At 73.7% G+C, this 17,968-nt stretch carries 16 protein-coding genes; 6 read left to right on the forward strand and 10 right to left on the reverse strand.

Annotated elements, in window-relative coordinates; all coding sequences use genetic code 11:
• Positions 1 to 12: 12 nt before the first annotated feature.
• Entirely contained in the window at positions 13 to 888 is an 876-nt protein-coding gene (purU, locus tag LG634_RS22520) for a formyltetrahydrofolate deformylase (protein ID WP_226735730.1), read from the reverse strand.
• 108 nt (positions 889 to 996) lie between these two features.
• On the reverse strand, positions 997 to 1,440 hold the full coding sequence (locus LG634_RS22525; RefSeq protein WP_226735774.1) for an SCO4402 family protein: 444 nt from the start codon (positions 1,438 to 1,440) through the stop codon (positions 997 to 999).
• Between the two features lie 179 nt (positions 1,441 to 1,619).
• On the opposite strand from LG634_RS22525, the gene LG634_RS22530 reads away from it, so the two are divergent.
• The gene (locus LG634_RS22530; RefSeq protein WP_226735731.1) at positions 1,620 to 2,936 is read left to right on the forward strand and encodes an ABC transporter substrate-binding protein; all 1,317 of its coding nucleotides are present in this window, start codon (positions 1,620 to 1,622) and stop codon (positions 2,934 to 2,936) included.
• 13 nt (positions 2,937 to 2,949) lie between these two features.
• On the opposite strand, the gene LG634_RS22535 is transcribed toward LG634_RS22530, so the two are convergent.
• Complete coding sequence (locus LG634_RS22535; protein ID WP_226735732.1) at positions 2,950 to 4,608, reverse strand: hypothetical protein; 1,659 nt, start codon at positions 4,606 to 4,608, stop codon at positions 2,950 to 2,952.
• A 175-nt stretch (positions 4,609 to 4,783) separates the two neighbouring features.
• Entirely contained in the window at positions 4,784 to 6,166 is a 1,383-nt protein-coding gene (locus tag LG634_RS22540) for an NsdA family TPR-like regulatory protein (protein WP_226735733.1), read from the reverse strand.
• 314 nt (positions 6,167 to 6,480) lie between these two features.
• Here LG634_RS22540 and LG634_RS22545 point away from each other — a divergent pair, with 314 nt between their 5' ends.
• The 3 genes from LG634_RS22545 (at position 6,481) to LG634_RS22555 (ending at position 9,680) form a co-directional block, all read left to right on the forward strand.
• Entirely contained in the window at positions 6,481 to 7,146 is a 666-nt protein-coding gene (locus LG634_RS22545; RefSeq protein ID WP_226735734.1) for a bifunctional DNA primase/polymerase, read from the forward strand.
• 111 nt (positions 7,147 to 7,257) lie between these two features.
• Positions 7,258 to 8,079 (forward strand): ABC transporter ATP-binding protein, encoded by an 822-nt coding sequence (locus LG634_RS22550; protein ID WP_226735735.1) that lies wholly within the window; start codon positions 7,258 to 7,260, stop codon positions 8,077 to 8,079.
• The gene (locus LG634_RS22555; protein ID WP_226735736.1) at positions 8,076 to 9,680 is read left to right on the forward strand and encodes a transporter; all 1,605 of its coding nucleotides are present in this window, start codon (positions 8,076 to 8,078) and stop codon (positions 9,678 to 9,680) included. The genes LG634_RS22550 and LG634_RS22555 overlap by 4 nt, the downstream gene beginning before the upstream one ends.
• A gap of 68 nt (positions 9,681 to 9,748) precedes the next feature.
• Here LG634_RS22555 and LG634_RS22560 read toward each other — a convergent pair whose 3' ends face one another.
• Positions 9,749 to 10,627, reverse strand: coding sequence for an alpha/beta fold hydrolase (locus LG634_RS22560; RefSeq protein WP_226735737.1), 879 nt, complete (start codon positions 10,625 to 10,627; stop codon positions 9,749 to 9,751).
• 439 nt (positions 10,628 to 11,066) lie between these two features.
• Entirely contained in the window at positions 11,067 to 11,762 is a 696-nt protein-coding gene (locus LG634_RS22565; protein WP_226735738.1) for an iron-dependent transcriptional repressor DtxR, read from the reverse strand.
• Between the two features lie 190 nt (positions 11,763 to 11,952).
• On the opposite strand from LG634_RS22565, the gene LG634_RS22570 reads away from it, so the two are divergent.
• Entirely contained in the window at positions 11,953 to 12,708 is a 756-nt protein-coding gene (locus LG634_RS22570; protein ID WP_226735739.1) for an SIS domain-containing protein, read from the forward strand.
• Positions 12,709 to 12,802: 94 nt separating this feature from the next.
• Here the strand turns inward: LG634_RS22570 and LG634_RS22575 are convergent, their stop codons facing one another.
• Positions 12,803 to 14,074 (reverse strand): PAS domain-containing protein, encoded by a 1,272-nt coding sequence (locus LG634_RS22575; RefSeq protein WP_226735740.1) that lies wholly within the window; start codon positions 14,072 to 14,074, stop codon positions 12,803 to 12,805.
• 397 nt (positions 14,075 to 14,471) lie between these two features.
• On the reverse strand, positions 14,472 to 15,107 hold the full coding sequence (pdxH, locus tag LG634_RS22580) for a pyridoxamine 5'-phosphate oxidase (protein WP_226735775.1): 636 nt from the start codon (positions 15,105 to 15,107) through the stop codon (positions 14,472 to 14,474).
• Between the two features lie 308 nt (positions 15,108 to 15,415).
• Between pdxH and LG634_RS22585 the strand changes: the two genes are divergently transcribed.
• Entirely contained in the window at positions 15,416 to 16,522 is a 1,107-nt protein-coding gene (locus LG634_RS22585; protein WP_226735741.1) for a citrate synthase 2, read from the forward strand.
• A gap of 91 nt (positions 16,523 to 16,613) precedes the next feature.
• Here LG634_RS22585 and LG634_RS22590 read toward each other — a convergent pair whose 3' ends face one another.
• Both LG634_RS22590 and LG634_RS22595 read right to left on the reverse strand, forming a co-directional pair.
• The gene (locus tag LG634_RS22590) at positions 16,614 to 17,213 is read right to left on the reverse strand and encodes a TetR/AcrR family transcriptional regulator (RefSeq protein WP_226735742.1); all 600 of its coding nucleotides are present in this window, start codon (positions 17,211 to 17,213) and stop codon (positions 16,614 to 16,616) included.
• Positions 17,201 to 17,956, reverse strand: coding sequence for an enoyl-CoA hydratase family protein (locus LG634_RS22595; RefSeq protein WP_226735743.1), 756 nt, complete (start codon positions 17,954 to 17,956; stop codon positions 17,201 to 17,203). Before LG634_RS22595 ends, LG634_RS22590 begins: the two co-directional genes overlap by 13 nt.
• Positions 17,957 to 17,968 lie beyond the last annotated feature (12 nt).

Raw genomic sequence — 17,968 nt, forward strand, 5'->3', positions numbered from 1 at the left:
GCCCGGCGGGCCTCAGGCGAAGACGACCGTACGGGAGCCGTTGAGCAGCACCCGGTGCTCGCTGTGCCACTTCACGGCGCGGGCCAGCGCCTGGCACTCGACGTCCCGGCCGATGGCGACCAGCTGCTCCGGGGTGACCTGGTGGCCGACCCGCTCGACCTCCTGCTCGATGATCGGGCCCTCGTCGAGGTCGGCCGTCACGTAGTGGGCGGTGGCGCCGATCAGCTTCACGCCGCGGGCGTGCGCCTGGTGGTACGGCTTCGCGCCCTTGAAGCTCGGCAGGAAGGAGTGGTGGATGTTGATGATCCGGCCGCTCAGCGCCTTGCACAGGTCGTCGGAGAGCACCTGCATGTAGCGGGCGAGGACGACCAGCTCGACGTTCTCGGCGCGCACCAGCTCCAGCAGCTGCGCCTCCGCCTCGGCCTTGTTGTCCTTCGTCACCGGGATGTGGTGGAAGGGGACGTCGTACGAGCCGACCAGCTCGGCGAAGTCGGTGTGGTTGGAGACGACCGCGGCGATCTCCACCGGCAGCGCGCCGATCCGGGACCGGAACAGCAGGTCGTTGAGGCAGTGGCCGAACTTCGACACCATCAGCACGACCCGCATCCGCTCGTCGGAGCGGTGGATCTGCCAGTCCATCCGGAACGAGTCGCCGATCGCGGCGAAGCTGGCCCGCAGCTTCTCCACCGTCACAGGGGGCGCCGCCTCGAAGTGCACCCGCATGAAGAAGAGACCGGTGTCGCGGTCTCCGAACTGCTGGCTGTCCTCGATGTTGCACCCGGTCATGAACAGGTAGCTGGACACGGCGTGCACGATGCCCGCCTTGTCCGGGCACGACAGGGTGAGGACGTACTGCTCGGGTGCGCTGGTGGCTTGCGGGTCGCTCATGACACCACAGACTTCCACATCCGGCGACCCCGCCGGGAGCCGTGCACGGCAGGGGCGGCCGCCGTCTCGGTCCGTGGACGGTCCCGGGCCGCCGGCACCGCCGGCCCGTCAGATCGCAGTGAGCGTCCGCAGGACGTCGAGGGAGCACGGGCGGCCGTCCGGGTCCTCGCCGTCGGCCACCGACAGGCGTACGTGGGCGTCCCGGGCCGCGCGCACCGCCTCGGGCCAGCCGTGGTGGTCGAGGTAGGCGGAGACCGGGGCGTCCGGGCCGATCTGGTGCAGGATCCGCAGCACCCGCAGCACGGCCACGTCGACGAGCGCGGCCTCCTGCGAGTCGCGGAATATCGTGCCGACGTACTTCTCCGCGGACCAGCTGTCCAGCCAGGTGTCCTCGACCAGGCGGTACACCGCGTCGGTCACGTCGCCGTAGCCTTCGAGGCCCGCCAGCCAGCACTCCTCGTGGAAGACCGGGTCGGAAAGCATGTGCAGCGCCGAGCGCACGTTGCTGCGCCAGCGCCACCAGGGCATGTCGTTGAGCGGCATGCCGCCCATGGTGGAGGAGCGGCGGCCGCGGGGGGAAGGGTTCTTCGAAGCTTGGACGAATGTCACGGTTGACGATCGTACGTTCCCCCGAACGGGGATCTTGACACCCCCGTAGTTCACCTTCACGTCACTGACCGTTGACGGAACATCGCTGCGCCGTTACCGGTGGGGCGGAATTGTGCATGCACATGACCGACAGGCGACGCACCCTTTCCCGCTCGATCGCATCCGCGGCCCGCACGGCCCTGTGTACGGCGGTGGGCGCGTCCCTGATCGGGGGATGCGGGGCGCTCCCCGGGAACGCGGGGGGATCCGGGGAGCCCCTCACCGTGATGACGTGGGCACCGGAGAACACCAAGGCCACCAACATGCCCGGGATGCCCGCCATGGCGAAGGCGTACGCCCGCTGGGTGAACGCCCGCGGCGGCATCAACGGCCGCGAGCTGCGGGTCCTGACCTGCAACGAGGAGAACACCCCGAAGGGCGCCGCGGGCTGCGCCCGGCAGGCGGTCGAGGCGGACGTCGTCGCGGTCGTCGGCTCGTACAGCCAGCACGGCCGCTCCTACTTCGCCCCGCTGGAGGCCGCGGGCATCCCGTTCATCGGCGGCTTCGGGGCCTCCGCGGAGGAGTTCCAGAGCACGCTGTCCTACCCCGTCAACGGCGGCCAGCCCACGCTGCTCGCCGGCACCGGCCACCAGCTCGGCCGGGTCTGCTCGAAGGTCGCGCTGGTCCGCCCCGACACCCTGCCGGGCGACACCCTGCCGCTGCTGCTGAACGCCGGCCTGAAGTCCGCCCAGGGCGCCGAAGACGTCCCGTCCGCGGACATCCGGGCCGCCGACGACGCCACCGACTACAGCGACGCGGCCCGCCGGGCCCTGTCCGCTGCCGGCACCCGCGGCGGGCAGGCGGCCGCCGGCGGCAGCGGCAAGGGCTGTGTCACGGCCGCGCTCGGCGAGCACACGGAGACGTTCTTCGACTCGTTCCGGCGCGTCGACGAGGACGGCTCCAAGGTGAAGATCGCCTCCGTGCTCGGCAGCATCAGCCAGGGCCTGGTCAACCGGACCGGCGGCAAGAACGGCCCGTTCGAGGGCGCGTACGTCACCGGCTGGTACCCGGTGGCCTCGGACCCGCTGTGGGAGCCGATGCGCCAGGTGATCAGCAAGCAGGCGTTCGCCGACGACCGGGTGGACCCGACCGACGTGGGCACCCAGACCACCTGGATCGCGTACACCGTCTTCACCGAGATCGTGAAGTCGCTGGGCGACGAGGAGGTCACCGCCCGGCGGATCGCCCGCGCGCTCGACGACACCGAGGGCGTCAAGACCGGCGGCCTCACGCCGGCCCTGCGCTGGCGCTACGAGGACATGCGCGCGGTCGGCGGCTTCCCCCGCATCGTCAACGGCCGGGTGACGTTCCAGCAGGTCAAGGGCGGGGTGCTGGTCACCCAGGGCGACGGCGCGATGGACATGACGCGCACCCTGGAGTCGGCGCCGACCTCCAGCTGACGCGGCGCGGCGGTCAGAGCTGGGTGCGGTCGCGGGTGGTCAGGTCGTACTTGGTGGCGATCCGGTTCCACAGCACCGAGGCGGACTGCTTGGCCTTGCTCGCCTCGCCGCTCGCCTTGTTGCCCTGGACGGCGTGCTCGGTGGCCCGGGCCTTGCCGCCCTTGCAGAGCTTCTTGCGGTCGTCGAGCTGGTCGGCCCAGTCCGCGTAGTGGTCGTCGGCCGACGCGGAGGCCTCCCAGGCCTTCTTCAGGTACGCGGCGAGCCGCGCGTTGTCCGGGAGCTTGTCGATCTGCAGCTCCTCCAGGCGCGTGACCATCTCCTCGCGCTGCCGGGCCGCGTCGCGCAGGTCGTCCGCGGCCTGGTCCAGGTTGTCGCAGCCCTTGATGTCGTCGACCGAGCGGATCACCGCGGCCCGGCTGTCGGTGCTGTCGGCCAGCAGCTTGTCCAGCTGCTCGGCCTGCCCCTTCCCCGGGTCCACGGGCTGCTCCGCGGGCGGCTTCGAAGCGCCGCCGGCGGTCGGCGTGGAGGTCTCGGAGACCGCCGCCGACTCGGTGGGGCTGTTCGACCCCTTCTCGCCGCCGAGCAACGCGCCCACCCCGAGACCGACCACGGCCAGGCCCACCACACCGGCGATGATCAGCCCGGTGGAGGCCCGGCGCGGCTCCGGCTCGTCGTAATGCTGCGGGTGCTGCGGGTGCTGCGGGTGCTGGTGCGGTCCGGGCGGCGGGGGCTGCGGGGCGTACCCGGCCGGACCGGCCGGGCGGTGGCCGCGGCCGGGCTGCGGCCGCGGCGGCGCGATCGGCTCCTCGATCTTCGGGAGCGGCGCGGTGGACCCGACCGCGTTGTCGTTGCGGAACAGCCCGTCGAACTCCGCCGGCGGCCCCGCGGGCGCCGTCGGCCCGGCGGGCACCGGCGGGATGAACGCGGTGGCCTCGGCATCGGGCCCGGAGGGCACCGGCGGGATGAACGCGGTCGCTTCGGCGTCCGCACCGGTCGGGATGCCCTGCCCGTGGGACGGGTACGGCGGGATGAAGGCGGTCGCCTCCGCGTCCGCACCCGTCGGGATGCCCTGCCCGTGGGAGGGGAACGGCGGGATCAGCGCCGTCGCCTCCGCATCGCCACCCATCGGGATCCCCTGCCCCTGGGAGGGGAACGGCGGGATGAAGGCGGTCGCTTCGGCATCTGCACCGGTCGGGATGCCCTGCCCGTTGGAGGGGAACGGCGGAATCAGCGCCGTCGCCTCGGCGTCCGCGCCGGCCGCGATCCCCTGACCGTGGGAGGGGAACTGCCCGTAGTCCCCGGTCCCCGCCCCGGGGAACGGCTGCTGCTGCGGGTATCCGTACCCGGGCTGCGGCTGGTGCCCGTACGACGGGTCCGGCTGCTGCGGCGGAGCGTACGCGTCGGCCTGCCCGTACGGGTCGGGCTGCACCCCGTACGGGTCCTGGTGGGCGGCCTGCTGCGGAGGCTGCTGGAGGTACTCCGGCTGCGGCGGGTAGCCGTACCCCGGCTGGGCCGGGACCTCCGCCCCCTCCGCCTGCGCCGGGTAGCCGTACGCCGGCTGCGCGGGCGCCTCGGGGGCCGGGCCCGGCCCCCACGCGCCGTCCCACGGCTGCCCGCCCGTGGGCTGCGCCGCCGGATACTGCGGTTCGCCGCCCTGGCCGCTCTGCGTCACCGGGACTCCTTCTCCACCTACGGAATCGTCGGTTTACGCTACCGGGTCCTCCTGCGCCGGGACCACGCGCCCATGATCGAACTCAAGGAGGCGCGCCGGAATACCCCCGGTGAACTTGCATACGCCCCCATTCGTCCGCCTGGTGCCGCTCGGCCCGGAAGGCTCACCGCGCCCCTCAGGCCGGCTGGACCTCCAGACGCGCCGAGAACTCCCGCACCGCCGCCTCGTCCCGGTACGGGAGCAGCCGCCGGCGGAAGTCGTCCAGGTACTCCGAGCCCCGGGACGAGCGCAGCGAACCCAGCAGCTCCGCCGCCCGCACCCCCGTCTGGCAGGCCTCCTCCACCTCCCGCTGCTGCACCTGCGCCGTCGCCAGCAGCAGCAGCCCGATCGCCCGTCTGCGCGCCTTGGTCTCGGGCAGCGCCCGCAGCGCCTCCTCGGCCCGCCGCCCGGCCGCCTCCGCCTGCCCCAGGTCCCGGTGGCAGTGCGCCAGCTCGTCGGCCAGGTAGGCGGTGTCGAAGTGCCGGATCCACACCGGGTCGTCCCCGGACTCCGGCTCGGCCCGCTCCAGCGCCGACAGCGCCCGCCCGGCCAGCACCTGCGTGGCCCGGGCGTCGCCCAGCAGCGCGTGGCCGCGGGCCTCGGCCGCGAAGAACATCGACTGCACCCGCGGCGTCACCTGTCCGCGCGCCCCCTCCTGCGCGGCCCGCGCCAGCTGGGCGATCTCCCGCGGGTTGCCCAGCTCGGCCGCGAGGTGGCTCATCGACGCCGCCAGCACATAGCCGCCGTACGCCCGGTCCCCCGCGGCCTGGGCCAGCCGCAGCGCCTGGATGTAGTAGCGCTGGGCCAGTCCCGGCTGGCCGGTGTCCACGGCCATGTAGCCGGCCAGCTCGGTGAGCCGGGCCACGGCCGCGAACAGGGCCCGTCCGACCGGCTCCCGGTACGAGCCGCCGAGCAGCCCCGACACCACGCTGTTGAGGTAGTGGACGACGACCGGCCGGACGTGCCCGCTACCGAACCGGTGGTCGAGGTCCTTGAGGGCCTCGGTGGTCGCCCGTACCGCCGCCACGTCCGAGAGCCCGACCCGTGAGCCGGCGGTCCGCGCCACCTGCGGGTCGGCCTGGGTGATCAGCCAGTCCCGGCTCGGCTCGACCAGCGCGGAGGCGGCCACCGTGGACCCGGTGAGGAAGTCCCGGCGGCCGACGTCGCTGCGCCACAGCTCGCAGACCTGCTCGATGGCGCCGAGCACGGTCGGGGAGAACTGGAGGCCGACGCCGGAGGCGAGGTTCTTGCCGTTCGCCATGCCGATCTCGTCGATGGTGACGGTGCGGCCGAGTTTGCGGCCCAGCGCCTCGGCGATGATGCCGGGGGCCCGGCCGCGCGGCTGCTGGCCGCGGAGCCAGCGCGCGACGGACGTCTTGTCGTAGCGGAGATCCATGCCGTGCTCGGCACCGCACATGTTGACGCGGCGGGCGAGCCCGGCGTTGGAACACCCGGCTTCCTGGATGAGTGCCTGCAGCCGTTCGTTCGGCTGGCGGGCGACGAGAGGCCTGGCTGCCATGGAAGAAACCCCCTGAGGCCACGGGTGATCGTTCGAATGATCACTGCCCGGCTGAATGCGGAGAATGCGGAAGTTGCCCGGAACGTGGCGCTCTTGCGCTCGCTTGCCTGGGGTTGTGGGACGTTGTCGGATTTCAGCCGTGCGTTCACGGGTCTCGCTACCCACGTTCCGGAGCGCCCTCGCCCGCGCGCCCCCGCCCGTGCATCCTTGCGCCCCGCGTGCAGGATCGATGCGGCGCCGGTCGTGCGCCCCGGCTGGCGCCGCCCCCGTAACCCCAGGTGGCGGGGGGAGTTGTGAAGGGCGTGGAAGAGACCATGGGAGTCACGGAAGCCGCACCCATCCCCAAGCAGCGCGGCGAGCAGCTGCTGGACCAGGCCGTGCGGTACGCGGAAGAGCGGCACTGGGACGTGTTCCCCGGCACCTGGCTGGAGCCCGTCGACGGACGGGAGCTGTGCTCCTGCGGGGAGGCGGAGTGCGCGGCGCCGGGCGCGCACCCGGCGCGCGACGACTGGGCGGCCCAGGCGACGGGCAGCGCGGTGCAGGTCCGGCGGGCCTGGCAGCGGCAGCCCAAGGCGTCGATCCTGCTGCCCACGGGCCGGACGTTCGACGCCATCGACGTGCCGGAGTCGGCCGGCTTCCTGGCGCTGGCGCGGATGGAGCGGATGGAGCTGACGCTGGGCCCGGTCGCGCTCGCCCCGGACCGCCGGATGCTGTTCTTCGTGCTGCCGGGCGCCGGTGCGAAGGTGCCGGACCTGGTGCGCAAGCTGGGCTGGGCGCCGTCCGCCATCGACCTGAAGGCGCGCGGCGAGGGCGACTGGGTGGCGGCGCCGCCGACCCGGTTCGGCGGCCGGGGCGCGGTGCTGTGGGCGCGGCGTCCCACGCCCGCGAACCGCTGGCTGCCGGACGCGGAGGAGCTGATCAACCCGCTGGCGTACGCGTGCGGCCGGGAGGCGGCGGCGGCCCGCGCGCGGCGCGGCTGACGCTCCGTCTCCCCCGGTTCGTGGCCGGGACCTTGTGCCGCTTCTGCGGCCTGCGGGCGCCTCGTAGGGTGAGCGTGACCAACGGGGTAACGCACGAGAGGTGGGCGCACTGTGCCTGACCAGGTGTTTTCGGCTGATGCGGGCGGGGCGCGACCGGCGCCGCCCGCGGCCGTACGGATAGCAGGGCTGTGGAAGCGGTTCGGCGAGCAGGTGGCCGTGTCCGGAATCGATCTGGAGCTGCCGGCCGGGAAGTTCATCGGCCTGGTCGGGCCGAACGGCGCCGGGAAGACGACCACGCTGTCGATGGTGACCGGACTGCTGCGGCCCGACCAGGGGACGATCGAGGTCGCCGGGCACGACGTGTGGGCCGATCCGGTCAGCGTGAAGGCGCGGATCGGGGTGCTGCCCGAGGGGCTGCGGCTGTTCGAGCGGCTGTCGGGCCGTGAGCTGCTCGGTTACATGGGCCGGCTGCGGGGGCTGCCGGGGGACGAGACCGACAAGCGTGCCACCCAGCTGCTGGACGTGCTCGACCTGGCGGGCTCGCAGCACAAGCTGATCGTGGACTACTCGACCGGCATGCGGAAGAAGATCGGGCTGGCGGCCGCGCTGCTGCACAACCCCGAAGTGCTCTTCCTGGACGAGCCGTTCGAGGGCGTCGACCCGGTGTCGGCGCAGACCATCCGCGGGGTGCTGGAACGTTACACCGCGTCCGGGGCGACGGTGGTGTTCTCCTCGCACGTGATGGAGCTCGTCGAGTCGCTCTGCGACTGGGTGGCCGTGATGGCGGCCGGCCGGATCCGGGCCTCGGGTCCGCTGGCGGAGGTCCGCGGCGAGGCCTCGTCGCTGCAGGACGCGTTCCTGGAGCTGGTGGGTGCCGGCGGCCGCGATGCGGGCGAGGCCCTGGACTGGCTGGGCGGCGGGACCGCCCGGTGAGCGCCCTGACCACGGCGGAGATCACTCCGGTCTTCGTCCGCCTCAAGCTGTCGCTGCTGCGCAACGGGCTGAAGCAGTCCTCGAAGCGGCGGGCGGCCTTCCTCGCCTCGCTCGTCTTCACGGTGCTCTTCGGGCTGCTCCAGCTGCTCGGGCTGGTGCTGCTGCGGGGCAACGCGCAGGCGGGCACGGTCACCGTGCTGCTGGCCGGGGTGCTGGCGCTGGGCTGGGCGGTGATGCCGCTGTTCTTCTCCAGCGGGGACGAGACGCTCGACCCGTCGCGGCTGGTCATGCTGCCGCTGCGGCCTCGGCCGCTGATCGTGGCGCTGTTGGTGTCCTCGCTGGTGGGCATCGGCCCGTTCTTCACGCTGTGCCTGGCGGTCGGTTCGGTGGTGGCGGTGGCGCAGGGGCCGGCGGGCATCGCCGTCGGCGTGCTGGCGGTGCCGCTGCTGATGGCCGGGTGCGTGGCCCTGGCACGGGCGCTGGCCACCGCGAACGTGCGGCTGCTGTCCAGCCGGAAGGGCCGCGACCTGGCGGTGCTGAGCGGTCTGGGGATCGCGGTCGGCGCGCAGCTGGTCAACTTCGGCTGGCAGCGGCTGGCCCGGGACGGCGGTCTGGACGCGCTGGAGCCGGCCGCCGCGGTGGTGCGCTGGCTGCCGCCGGCCACGGCGATCGGTGCGGTGGATTCCGCGGGCCGGGGCGCGTACGGGACGGCGGCCGTGCAGCTGCTGCTGACCGTGTTGGGCGTGGCCGGGCTGCTGTGGGCGTGGCAGCGGTCGCTGACGAAGCTGATGGTGTCCCCGGACGGGTCGACGATCGCGGCCGCCGAGGAGGCGCGTACGGCCCGGGAGCGGCAGGACACCGGCTGGGCCCGGCTGCTGCCGGGCGGGCGGTCGGGGGCTGCGATGCACCGGACGCTGCGGTACGTGTGGCGGGACCCGAAGACGAAGGCGGCGTGGGTGACCTCGCTGGCCGTGGGCGCGATCGTGCCGGTCTTCAACGCGCTCCAGGGGACCGGGTCGGTGTACCTGGCGTGCATGGGGGCGGGGATGCTCGGTGTGCAGATGTACAACCAGTTCGGGCAGGACACGTCGGCGTTCTGGATGGTCGCGCAGACCATCTCGACGCCCCGGGACGCGTACGTCGAGCTGCGGGCGCGGGCGCTCGCGCTGGCCGTGGTGACGGTGCCGTACACGGTGGCGGTGTCGGTGCTGACGGCGGCGCTGGTGGGGAACTGGCCGGCGCTGCCGGAGACGATGGGACTGTCGCTGGGACTGCTCGGCGGGATGCTGTGCACGGGGGCGGTGGCTTCGGCGCGCTTCCCGTACTCGATCCCGCAGGACGGTGCGTTCAAGAACGTGGCGCCCGGGCAGGGCGGGCTGGCGTGGATGAGCATCTTCCTGGGCGCGCTGGTGTCTGCGGCGTTGTGCGGGCCGCTGATCGGGCTGACGGTGTTCCTGCACGTGTCGTCCGGGCCGCTGTGGACGGTCCTCCCGGTCGGGGTCGGCTGGGGCGTGCTGATCGCCTGGGCGGGCCTCCGCGTCTCCGCCCCGCAGGTCGCCCGCCGCCTCCCCGAAATCCTGACCGCCGTCAGCAAGGGCTGACCCGCGCCCCTGCCCGGACTTCGGCTGCGGGTCAGGGGGCGGAGCCCCCGTTCTTGAGCCGCGCCGGGTCAGGGGGCCAGGGCGCCTTCCAGGAAGGGTTCCAGGATGTGGCGCCAGGCGGCGGGCTGATCGTAGTGGAGGTAGTGGCCGGCGTCGGGGACTTCCGCATAGGCCCCGCGGGGCAGGACCCGGACCATCTCCTGGGCCTCGGCCCGGCCGAGCTCGCCGTCCAGGCCGCGGACGACCAGCGTCGGGCACCGGACCTGCGCCAGCTCCTCCCAGTGCGCGTCGTACACCCACGTCTCGCGCGCCCGGAGCATCTGCCGGCGGGAGAAGACCGGCCGCCAGCCGTCGGGGCCCGGTTCCATCATCTCGGCGAAGTACTCGCCGCGGCCGGGACTGGGCCGCTCCACCCAGGGGTCGTCCTCGGCGAACCACTGGCGGACGGCCGCCGGCGAGGCGAACGGCAGCGGCCAGGAGCGGAACCAGTCCTCCCACTGCCGCTGGGAGGCCGCCCCGAGCGCGGAGGCCCGCATGTCGCAGATGACGAGGGCCTGCACCAGATCGGGCCGGCGGGCGGCGAGCTGCCAGGCCGTCAGCGCGCCCATGGAGTGGCCGATGAGGGTGACGGGGGCGAGGCCCAGCTGCTCGATGGCGGCCTCCGCGTCCGCCACGAACGCCTCACGGGTGTACGGGCCTTCGGGCGGCTGGTCGCTGTGTCCGTGGCCGCGCTGGTCGAGGGCGACGGTGCGGCGGCGGGCGGCGAGCCAGCGGGCGGTGCCGGCCCAGTGGGCGGACCGTCCCATCAGCCCGTGCAGTAAGAGCACGGCGGGGGCGGAGGCGGCCGGGCCGTCCCCGGTCAGGTCGCGGTCACCTGGCTCGGCGGTGAACTCCCAGGCGGCGAGCCGGACACCGCCGGATCCTGTCACATCGAAGCGTCGTACCAAGGTCGATGCACCCCCTTCGCTCCCGACCAGAGTATCGAACCTGCATTCGAAAACCGGGCCTTGCCCGGCAACACCGCTCTTTCGAGTGACCTTGCTCAAGGATTGGCGGCCGCTGCCGAGGGGAGATCTTCATCGGGAGGCGGGCCGCTCGGGGAAGACGGTCCGAGGGGATTGACCCTGAGAGCTCGGGGCTCCGGGTCAGCCAAGGGGAGGACGGGTCCCGGCGTCGCAAGGCGCCGGGACCTTCCCGTTGGGGGCGTGGTCGGGGCGGAACCCGCGCGGCCCGGTTCAGACGTACGAAAACCATTCCGTCCAGCCTGACACGCAAGCGGGGCTCAGGCGCCCGGTTCGGCCAGATTCCCCGGCACCGGACGGCACACGACCGGCCCGGACCCTCCGCGAGGGTCCGGGCCGGCCGCCCGTCGGTGGCGGGCGACGGTCAGCGGCGGGCGGCCACGAACACGTGGGAGGCGATCTCCTCCTCCAGCTCGGCGGCCTCGCCGCCGCTGCCGACCAGGACCCCGCCCGGCGACTCGGTGACGCTGACGACCGAGCCGGGCTGCACGCCCGCCCGCCGCAGCGTGTACATCAGCTGCGCGTCGGTCTGGATCGGCTCACCGATGCGCCGGACGACGACCGTCTTGCCCTCGGTGCCCGGGTCCAGCTCGGACAGCGCCACCATGCTGTCGTCGAGGAACGGGTCGGCCTCGGCCTTCTCGCCCAGCTCCTCCAGACCCGGGATCGGGTTCCCGTACGGCGACTCCGTCGGGTGGCGCAGCAGCTCCAGGACGCGCCGCTCCACCGCCTCGCTCATCACGTGCTCCCAGCGGCAGGCCTCGGCGTGCACCTGCTCCCACTCCAGGCCGATCACGTCGACGAGCAGGCATTCCGCCAGGCGGTGCTTGCGCATGACGCGGGTGGCCAGCCGGCGGCCCTCTTCGGTCAGCTCCAGGTGCCGGTCGCTGGCGACGGCCACCAGGCCGTCGCGCTCCATCCGCGCCACCGTCTGGCTGACCGTCGGACCGCTCTGATCGAGCCGTTCGGCGATCCGGGCGCGCATGGGGACCACACCTTCCTCTTCCAGCTCCAGGATGGTGCGGAGGTACATCTCCGTGGTGTCGATCAGTCCGGACATACGTGCCCCTCGTTATCGTGCGCTGGCCCTGCCCCCAATTCTGACGCATCGGCCCGGCAACCGTCCCGCGGCGGTGGGAACGGGCCGCGGTCCGGCGCGCCGGGTGGACGGCGTATTGACAGGCCGATGGTCCAGACCGCACGGTGAGCGGCGACATCCACGCACGCCATCGCGGAAGGGTCCTCGGCGCATGAGCGAGAGCAAGCTGGCCGGCCAGTTCTTCGACGCCGCAATCGGGCTGCTGCAGCGGGTCCGGGACGAAGAGGCCGACGGCATCGCGGCGGCCGGCGGGCTGATCGCCGACGCCGTCGCGTCCGGCAACCGGCTCTTCGCGTTCGGCGCCGGACACTCCTCGCTGCCCGCCCAGGACGTGGTCTACCGCGCCGGCGGTCTGGCCCTGATGAACTTCCTCGCCGTCCCCGGCACCGCCGGCGTCGACGTCATGCCCGCCACCCTCGGCAGTGCCCTGGAGCGGGTCGACGGCCTGGCCGGCGCGGTCCTCGACAGCAGCCCGGCGACCGCCGGCGACGTCCTCGTGATCATCTCGCTGTCCGGGCGGAACTCACTGCCCGTCGAGATGGCCCTGAACGCGCGGGCCCTCGGCCTCAAGGTCGTGGGCGTCACCTCGGTCGCGTACACCACCGGCACCCGGTCCCGGCACGCCTCCGGGACCTTCCTGAAGGACCACTGCGACGTGGTCCTCGACAGCAAGATCGCCGTCGGGGACGCGGAGCTGACCCTGGACGGGATCGAGGCGCCGTTCGCCCCGGCCTCCACCGTGGTCACCAGCGCGATCATGCAGGCGGTGATGGCGGCCGCGGCCGAGCAGCTGGTCGCCCGCGGCATCGAGCCGCCGCTGCTGCGCTCGGGCAACGTGGACGGCGGCCACGAGTGGAACGGCCGGGTGCTGACCGAGTACGGCGACCGGATCTTCTTCCGGCACTGAGCAGCGGCGGCCGGGCGCGCGGCCGCGGCCGGACTCCGCACGTGCGCCGGCCGGGCTCCGCACGTGCGCGCGGCCGGGCTCCGGCCCTCCGCGGTCAGGCCCCGAGCGTCCCGGCGAGGTCGAGGTCGGCCGCGACGCGGGCCGCGACCTCTTCCGCGTACACGGCGTCCGGCCGCTCGAAGGCGGGCCGGGCCGCCGACCGCAGGAAGGTCAGCACGCCCAGGGCCCGGCCGCGGCTGCGCAGCACCGTGCACAGACCGTGCACCACGCCTTCCGGCCAGCCGGCCGGCACCGCCGCCGGGGGTCCGACGCGGACCGAGCCGGCCCGGTCGAGGGCCTGGAGCGCCGGGTGGCCGGCCGGGTAGCGCAGCGGCAGCGGGCCCGGGTGGGCCTGCGGCGGGGGCGTCGCGGAGGACCGCACCAGCCGCTCCCCGTCGAGTACGTCGACCAGGGCGTGGTCGGCGAACCCGGCCAGGGCGAAGTCCAGCCGCACCCCGACCGCCTCGGCCGGGGACTCGCACTCGGCGGCCGCCCGGGCCGCCCGGTGCATCTGGTTGGTGCGGAACCGCAGCTGCGCGGTGTCCAGCTCGGCCTGCCGGGCCTCGGTGATGTCCTGGAACAGCCAGCCCACCCCGAGCGGCACCGGCTCCTCCGCGAGCGGCGAGGCCAGCCGCAGGAACCCGCACCGCCAGCAGCGGCGGCGCGGCCCGTCACCGGTGCGCACCGACACCCACAGTTCGACCGGCGCGGGCGGCGCGCCCTCGGCGAGCACGTGCTGGAGGGCTCCCTCCAGCTCTTCCACGCCCTGGTCGAGGAGGTCGCCGAGGGGCCGGCCGAGCAGGGCGACCCGGTTGGCGCCGAAGGCCCGGGCGGCGTGCGTGTTCACAACGGCGGGGCGCAGGTCCACGTCGACGAGGACCACGCCCCAGGAGGCGTCGTCGAGGAGGGCCTCGCTGAGCGCGATGGACCGCTCCAGGTCGATCTGCGTGTGCACCTCGCTGAAGGCGCAGTACACGCCGGCGGGCCGGCCGTCGGCGCCGGAGACCCGCGCCGACTGGGTGCGGACGAGGACGCGGCCGCCGTCCTTGGTGAGGAGGGCGAACTCGTGGACCTGGCGGCCGGCGGTGTCCTGCGCGGACATCAGCCGTTTCGCCACGTCCGCGGCGTCGGCGGGCATCGCGGCCCAGCCGCCGAAGCCGTGTCTGCCGACGGCCTCGGCCGCCGACCAGCCCAGGATCCGCTCGGCCTCGCGGTTCCAGTGGGTGACCACGCCCTCGGCGTCGAACGCGCACAGGGCGGCGTCCATCCCGTCGAGCAGCGCGGCAAGCAGATCGTCGGTGGTCTCACCACGTCCGGAAGCACTCACCTGGAAACCCCCCGCAGGTGTTCGCGTGTGCGGCACGTCAGATCATTCAACTGCAACGTGACGCAGCCCACACTGCGTTCCCCTGAAGAGGCGGGCAAAAAATGGGTTGAGCCCCCTCCGGAGCGCGGCGTACGTTGGCCGCACACTGAAAGGAGGTGATCCGGAGCATGTACAACTCTCGGACGCGTGAGGTGACTGCGGGCTAACGCTCGCCGTCAGTACGCACCCAGTGCGACGCCGGCGCGAGCGCCGGCCAATTCCAAGCAGTCACCCGACCCGCGGGCTCGCCGGTACGTCCGGCCGGCTCCTCTCACTGCAGGAGAGGACCCGAGCCCGCGGGTCGTCTGCGTTTCCGGGGCCCGCGCCCCGTGGCGCCGGGCCCCGCGACCGCCCCCGGTCAGGGGCAGAGCCGCTCCACGTGCCACCCGGCGCCCGCCGGGCCCTCCTCGCGCACGTAGCGCAGCCGGTCGTGCAGCCGGTTCTCGTGGCCCTGCCAGAACTCCACCGAGTCGGGGACCACCCGGTAGCCGCCCCAGCCGGTGGGCACCGGGACCTGCTCGCCCTCCGGATAGCGCTCGGCCAGCTCGGCGTACCGGCGGTCGAGGTCGGCGCGGGAGGCGATCACCGTGGACTGCTCGCTGGCCCAGGCACCCAGCTGGGAGCCGTGCGGGCGGGAGCGGAAGTAGGCGACCGTCTCGTCGCGGCCGACCCGCGTCGCGGTGCCGGTCACGACGACCTGGCGGGCGATCGGGTGCCACGGGAAGAGCAGCGCGACGTGCGGGTTCTCCGCCATCTCGCGGCCCTTGCGGGAGGTGTAGTTCGTGAAGAACACGAAGCCGCGGGCGTCGAACTGCTTGAGGAGCACGGTGCGGGAGCTGGGCCGGCCGGCCGCGTCGGCGGTGGAGACGACCATGGCGTTGGGCTCGAAGACGTTGGCGTCGGCGGCCCGCTGGAACCAGACGGCGAACTGGTCCATCGGGTCCGCGGCGAGATCGGATTCGAACACGATCTCGGAGCGGTACTGCCGGCGCATGGTGGCGGGGTCAAGGTCCTGGTTCGGCACGGCCCCATCCTGCCGCAGCCGCGCGGCCGCGCCATGCCCCCGGAGCTGCGGGGCGGTGTGCCGGACGTCACGCTTCCGCCCTGCCGCGGGAGCCGACAAAATCTTGGGGCCGGTCCGCGGTGACCGCCGTATTTCGCGTCCGCACGGGGCATGACGGGATTGACCCCGCTCGGCCGGGCCGCACCGCGAAGCGCGTGGAAGCGTACAAAGATGTACGCACCCGCCCATCCTGACGCATGGTCATAGCCGTACCTCGCACTACACAGAGGAGCCGCCTGATGTCCGACTTCGTACCCGGGCTCGAAGGGGTCGTCGCGTTCGAGACGGAGATCGCCGAGCCCGACAAGGAAGGCGGTTCGCTGCGGTACCGGGGCGTCGACATCGAAGACCTGGTCGGCCACGTGTCCTTCGGGAACGTGTGGGGCCTGCTGGTCGACGGTGCCTTCAACCCCGGCCTGCCGGCGGCCGAACCGTTCCCGATCCCGGTGCACTCCGGTGACATCCGCGTGGACGTGCAGTCCGCCCTCGCCATGCTCGCCCCGGTGTGGGGCCTGAAACCGCTCCTCGACATCGACGAGCAGACCGCCCGCGACGACCTGGCGCGCGCGGCCGTGATGGCCCTGTCGTACGTCGCCCAGTCGGCGCGCGGCCAGGGGCTGCCGATGGTTCCGCAGAAGGAGATCGACAAGGCCGAGTCGGTCGTCGAGCGCTTCATGATCCGCTGGCGCGGCGAGCCGGACCCGCGGCACGTCAAGGCCGTCGACGCGTACTGGACCTCGGCCGCCGAGCACGGCATGAACGCCTCCACGTTCACCGCCCGGGTCATCGCCTCCACCGGCGCGGACGTGGCGGCCGCCCTGTCCGGCGCGGTCGGCGCGATGTCCGGGCCGCTGCACGGCGGGGCGCCCTCGCGCGTCCTCGGCATGATCGAGGAGATCGAGCGCACCGGCGACGCCGTGGCGTACGTGAAGAAGGCCCTGGACAAGGGCGAGCGGCTGATGGGCTTCGGCCACCGCGTGTACCGCGCGGAGGACCCGCGGGCCCGGGTGCTGCGCCGCACCGCCAAGGAGCTGGACGCCCCGCGTTACGAGGTGGCGGCCGCGCTGGAGAAGGCCGCCCTGGAGGAGCTGCACGCGCGGCGCCCGGACCGGGTGCTGGCGACGAACGTGGAGTTCTGGGCCGCGATCATGCTGGACTTCGCGGAGGTCCCGGCGCACATGTTCACGTCGATGTTCACGTGCGCGCGCACGGCCGGCTGGTCGGCGCACATCCTGGAGCAGAAGCGCACCGGCCGCCTGGTGCGGCCCTCCGCGCGGTACATCGGCCCGGGCCCGCGCGACCCGCGGTCCATCGGGGGCTACGAGGACATCGCCTCGACGGCCTGACGCGCGTTCCGCAGCAGGCGCGCCGCATCCCTGCGGGGGTGCGGCGCGCCGTCGTGTCGTACGGGGCCCGGGGCCCGGCGGGTCGTTCGGCTCAGGAGGTGAGGGCCGTGTCGAGGAGGCGGGACCACTGGGCGACGACGCGGGCCCGGCGGGCGGTGTCGTCGGTGAGGACGTTGGCCAGGCCCAGGCCGCGGGCCATGTCCAGCAGGCCCTGCACGGTCTCGCGGACGCCGGGCGCGGACTCGTCGGCGCCGAGGAGTTCCACGGCGATCCGGTGGGTCTCGCGGCCGACCCGGGCTTCGAGTTCGGTGACGCGGGGGCGCAGCTGCTCTTCGTTGGAGGCGGCGACCCAGAGCTGGAGGGCGGCCCGGAAGAGGGTGCCGGTGTAGAGGTCGACGAGGGCGGCGACTGCGGCGGGCCGGGAGGCGGGCCCGTCGGGGAACAGGCCGCGCAGAGCGGCGGAGCGTTCCTCGGCGACGTACTCGACGGCGGCGGTGAACAGGTCCTCGCGGGTGGGGAAGTGGTGCTGGGCGGCGCCGCGGGAGACGCCGGCGCGTTCGGCGACGACGGCCACCGTGGAGCCGGCCCAGCCGTGTTCGGCGAGGCAGGCGACGGCGGCTTCGAGGAGCCGCTGCCGGGTGGCCCGGCTGCGGTCCTGCTTGGGGCCGCGCAGGGGGGTCACTGCGCCCATGCGGGGTTCCGGCGCTCGAATCGGGCGGTGATGCCCTCGCGGGCCTCTTCGGAGGCGAAGACCTGGGCGGACAGCGCGGTGAGCGCTTCGCCGTCCCGGTCGAGTACGGCCCGTACGGGGGCGGTGACCAGGCGTTTGGTCTCGGCGAGGGCGGCCGGGCCGGCCTTGCGGAGGCCGTCGAGGACGGGTTCCAGGGCCGTCGTCAGATCCTTGTCGTCCGTGTCGCCGTGCAGGGTCAGGAGACCGATGCGGGTGGCTTCCGCCGGGCCGAAGGGTTCGGCGGTGAGGAAGTAGCGGGCGGCGGCGCGCGGGTCGAGCCGGGGCAGCAGGGGGCCGGAGATCACGGCCGGGGCGAGCCCGAGGTGGGTCTCGGTGAAGGCGTACGTGGAGTCGGGCCCGCCGGCGGCGATGTCGCAGGCGCCGAGGAGGCCTAGGCCGCCGGCCCGGACGTGGCCGGTGGTGCGGGCCACGACGGGCTTGGGCAGGGCGAGGATCTCGCGGAGCAGGGCGAGGAAGTCGGCGGGGTCGCAGGGTGACTTGAGGTCGGCGCCGGCGCAGAAGGTGCCGCCGGTGTGGGTGAGGACGACTGCCCGGACCGCCGGGTCCGCGCCCGCCGCGGCCAGCGCGGCGCGCAGCTCGCCGACGAGGGCGGCGGAGAGCGCGTTGCGGTTGGCCGGCGAGTCGAGCGTCAGGGTGGTGATGCCGCGGGCGTGCGCGGACCCGACGAGGGCGTTCACTGGCATTCCTCCTGGGGG

The organism is Streptomyces bambusae (assembly GCF_020532645.1).
Classification (GTDB): domain Bacteria; phylum Actinomycetota; class Actinomycetes; order Streptomycetales; family Streptomycetaceae; genus Streptomyces; species Streptomyces bambusae.